This is a genomic window from Pseudomonas sp. CGJS7 (assembly GCF_036961695.1).
Genome location: NZ_JBAMDI010000262.1, coordinates 1 through 4,189 on the forward strand (window position 1 = coordinate 1; position 4,189 = coordinate 4,189).

The window sequence follows — 4,189 nt, forward strand, 5'->3', positions numbered from 1 at the left end:
TGCTGCTGGCGCTGATCTTCGGCCTGTACTCGCTGCAGTTCTACGCGATGCTGAGCTTCCTGCCGACTTTGTTGATGCAGCGCATGCAGGTCTCGGCGGCCGACGCCGGCATGCTCAGCGCGATCGCCCTGGGTTCGAACGTGATCGGCAACCTCACCGCCGGCGCGTTGCTGCGGCGCGGGGCGCCGCGTTGGCTGCTGATCGCCATCGCCAGCACCGCGATGGGCGCGTCCGCGGTCGGCGCGTTCGCGCTGGGCTTGCCGGCGCCGTGGGTGTTCGCGCTGTGCGTGGTGTTCGCGCTGGCCGGCGGGCTGTTGCCGGCCAGCACCATCGGCGGCGCCGCCGAATTGGTGCCGAGTCCGGGCTTGATCGCGGTGGCGATCGCACTGTTGATGCAGGGCAGCTACGCCGGCCAGGTGATCGGCCCGTGGCTGTTCGGCAGCGTGGTGCAGAGCGCGGGCTGGCCGGCGGCGTCGATCCCGGTCGGCCTGGCCGCGCTCGGCGCGATCGCCGCGGCGTTCGCGCTGCGCCGCAGCTTCGCCGGCGAAACCGCGCGCGTCCGATGAGACGCCGCGTGCACCCGGCTCAGGCGCTGGTGGTGGTGCTCGCGCCGGCGTTGGCGGCGGTCTGCGCGCGGCGCCGCGCCAGCCGCTCGCGCAAACGCAGGAACGGCCGCTCGACCGAGTAATGCAGCAGTGCGCCGCCGACCAGCGCGGCGCCGGCATACGCCGCCAAGGCCAGTACGCCGCTGCCTTCCAGTTGCTCGCCGTACGCGGTCTGGGCCAGATGGAAGCTGGCCTTGTGGGTCAGGTACAGACTGAACGATGCCGCCGCCAGCCAGCCCGCGCCGGGCACGCGCAGACGCCCGGTCCAGCGTTGCTCGGCCGCGCCGGCTGCGACCAGCAGCGCCATGCCCAGCGACACCAGCGGGAACGACCACACCGAAGCCAGCAAGCCCAGGCGCTGCTGCGACACCGCGATCGCCGCGCCGACGGCGACGACGCCGAGCAAGGCCAGCACGCCGGAGCGGCGCATCATCGCCGCCCATGCGTCCGGCCGATACGCGCGGATCGCCGCCAACACCACCCCGAACAACAAACCGTCCAGGCGCATCCAGGTCGGGTAGTACACGTTTTCGACCCAGGCGTTGGCGCCGTCGGCCAGGCTCAGATGCCATACCCAGGCGCGCAGCGCCATGCCGCCGATCACCACCGCCGCCACCAGCAGCGCGGTCTTCCACAGCGCCGGCTTGCGCGTCAGCCACAGCGCCAGCAACGGGAACACCAGATAGAAATGTTCTTCCACGCACAGCGACCACGCGTGCGAGAACGCTTTGTTGTGTTCGTAATCGATCAGCAGGTTCAAGGTGAAGGTCAAAAACTGCCAGGCCGATTCCAACCCGGGCCGCTCGCGGAACGCCGGCCACCACAGGTACAAGGCCAGCACCACCCAGAACGCCGGCAACACCCGGAACGCGCGGCGCAGATAGAAATCGGCGAACGACAAACGCTGCCCCTGACTCAACGGCCGCAGCACCTGCCAGCCGATCAGATAGCCGCTGAGCGCGAAAAACAGATCCACGCCCATCCAGCCGAACTGCGACATCGGCATCCACGGCGAGCCCAGGTCCGCGCCTGAGGCATGGAAGAACATCACCCAAACGATCGCGATCGCGCGCAGCAGATCGAGGCCGGGCAGTCGGCTCATCTTGATTCCAGAGGTTGGGTGTACGGCAGAGGATCGGGCTTGGTTCGCATCGCGACTTTGCATCGCGATGTTGAAAACATGCGATCAGTCTCACGCATGCGCACGCCGGCTACAAGCGCATTTGCGCGCGCAACGCGGCTGCGTTGCCACGTTTGCGCGGGATTCTGCATCGCTCGCGTTCGCGCGCCATGCGCGGCGCGCGAATGCGGCCGCGACAAGGCATCGGCGAGCGCCGCATCGCGCTGCGCGCGGCGCTGGGTTCAGCACGCACCTAGGGTCGGCCCGAGGATGTCAGCGTACGGCGCCGGGATTACCGTCGGGGAGCGCGTCACGCCCGTGGCGACGCTTCTGTTCGCGGGTACGCCCATGTCCGGCCTCAACATCAATCCAGGCGGCAACCCCCTGTCGGGCCTGTTACCGGGTCTGGGCAACAACAAACCGCAGTTCCCCGGCGGCCCGCAACCGCCCGGCCTGCACGGCCCGGGTGGGCCCGATATCGGCGGACCCGATGTCGGCGGCCTGGATCCCGGCACGCAACTGCCCGGCGGCACCGACGGCCTGCCGCTGCCGAGCAACGGCCTGCCCGGCGGCGAGCATCCGCTCAATCCCGGCACCCTGCCCAACACCGGCAATCCGGGCGCGGACAACAACCCGCTGCTCAACAACAATCCCTTGCTCAATCCGGACAACCCCAACAGCCGGCTGCTGCAGGGGCAATCGCCGCAGGCCAATTACAACAACGGCAATCCGTTCAACAACAGCCCGACCCAGTTTCCGCCGCCGACCCTGTCCGAACGCGCGCTCAACAGCGCAGCCCAGTACGCCCAGGTCGATCGGCCGATCAACTACGGCGCGGTGGCGCCGCCTTTATCCAGCGCGCAGAGCGCCAGCGTTTCCAGTTCGGCGCTGCCGCAGTCGGCGGGCGTGGCGGTGGCCTCCAACGGCGCCGCCTCGGGCGCCGCGGCCGGCAGCGCGGCGACCGCCGCCAACACCAGCAACGCCACCGCGACCGCGACCCTGGTCGCGACCAACACCTCGGTCGCCGTGCCCGCCGCGCCGATGGCCGGAACCTTGACCCAGGAAGCCATGACCGCGCAGCAAGCCTTGTTCGCGCGGCTGAACACCTTGCAGCAGGCCAACGTGCCCGGCCACACCGCGGCCAACGCACCGCCGCCGCCGTCGGAGACCTCGGCGACGCTGCAACCGGTCAACACCAACACGATCAACAACGATCCGCGCTCGCTGCCGCTGACCGGCAACGAACGCGCGATCCAGCAGCGCGCCGACGGCGCGCCCAACACCATCGTCTACAGCAACGGCGAAAACGCGCCGCGCCGGGCCTTGCGCCGCGGCGGCAAGGTCGACAACGCGACCCTGACCCACTGGCTGTGGAATTTCGGCCGCGGCGGCACCCACCGCCCCACTCATGAGGCCGAGCCGGCGCTGGAAGTGGTGCGCGCGCTGCAATGGCTGTTCTGGGTGCTGACCGTGGTCGCCTACGCCTGCCTGGCGGTGGCGGTGATTCTGATGCTGCCCAGCGGCAGCCTGGTCAGCGATCGCATCGGCGCCGGCGGCAGCGGCGTGGCCTTGTTCGTCGGCGTGGTGGTGGCCGCGGGGGCGTGGTGGTTGGGGCGGCAGATCAACCATCGGCGGCGTGGGGATTCGGACGCTTGAAGGTTTTCGATCCGGGCGCGCATCGGGCTCGGTAGCGAATCGAGCCGTTCGTTAGCGAATCGCGAGAGTCGATCCAGCACTCCGGCAGCACGTCGGCGCGCCCGTCCTCTTTCACCCCGTCATTCCGGCGAAAGCCGGAATCCATTTTGATCTTGCTGTTGCCGCTGTGGTGCTGAAGGTCGCGGAGAAGCAAAGTCAAAATGGATTCCGGCTTTCGCCGGAATGACGGGAGGTTGGTGGATTGCGGCTTTCGCCGGAATGACGGGGGTGGGTGGATTCCCGCTTACGCCAGAACGGTGGGCTTACTGCACCAAGCCGCTGGCAGTGAAGCGATAGCCCTGCAAATCCAGACCCAGCGTGCGGCGGATGTCCTCGCGCGCGCCGCGCGCAAACAAGGCTTGCGTGTCCGGTTCGGGCTTGCGCGCGAAGCCGTCGACTTTCTCGGCCAGATTCAGCGAGCGGAACAGGAAGTCGTCGGCCACCCACTGCCGCTGCTGCGGCGCCAGCTTGGCCAGCACGCCGTTGTCGGCGAAGGAGGTGCGCATCTGCTCGCGCAGCGCCTGCAAGGCCTTGCCGCCCGGCATCGGCGCGCGATGGACCAGGGCCCAGTTGACCGCGATGTGGTACGCGGCGACGTCGGCGAGGTTGTCGTTGGACAGGCCCTGCCCCGGCAAGGTACGGGCGAAACGGTTGCGGTAATCGGCGCCGGCCGAACGGCGGGCGAAATCGTCGGCGACTTCGCGGCTCTGTTGGCGCATCGCCGCGATCAACGCGGCGCGCACGCGTTCGGTGGTGGCCGGGTCGGGTC

Annotated in this window: 4 protein-coding genes; 2 read left to right on the plus strand and 2 right to left on the minus strand. The window is 69.1% G+C overall.

What is annotated here, in order from left to right:
- Nucleotides 1–566: MFS transporter (locus V7787_RS52330; protein ID WP_336095383.1), on the plus strand; the 566-nt coding region annotated here is incomplete at its 5' end.
- Nucleotides 567–585: 19 nt separating this feature from the next.
- On the opposite strand, the gene V7787_RS52335 is transcribed toward V7787_RS52330, so the two are convergent.
- Nucleotides 586–1,707: an acyltransferase family protein gene (locus V7787_RS52335; protein ID WP_336095384.1), complete on the minus strand. Its 1,122-nt coding sequence runs from the start codon at nt 1,705–1,707 to the stop codon at nt 586–588.
- A gap of 366 nt (nt 1,708–2,073) precedes the next feature.
- Between V7787_RS52335 and V7787_RS52340 the strand changes: the two genes are divergently transcribed.
- Nucleotides 2,074–3,381: a hypothetical protein gene (locus tag V7787_RS52340; RefSeq protein ID WP_336095385.1), complete on the plus strand. Its 1,308-nt coding sequence runs from the start codon at nt 2,074–2,076 to the stop codon at nt 3,379–3,381.
- A 302-nt stretch (nt 3,382–3,683) separates the two neighbouring features.
- On the opposite strand, the gene V7787_RS52345 is transcribed toward V7787_RS52340, so the two are convergent.
- The coding region (locus V7787_RS52345) for a DUF6683 family protein (protein WP_336095386.1) at nt 3,684–4,189 on the minus strand (506 nt) is incomplete at its 5' end.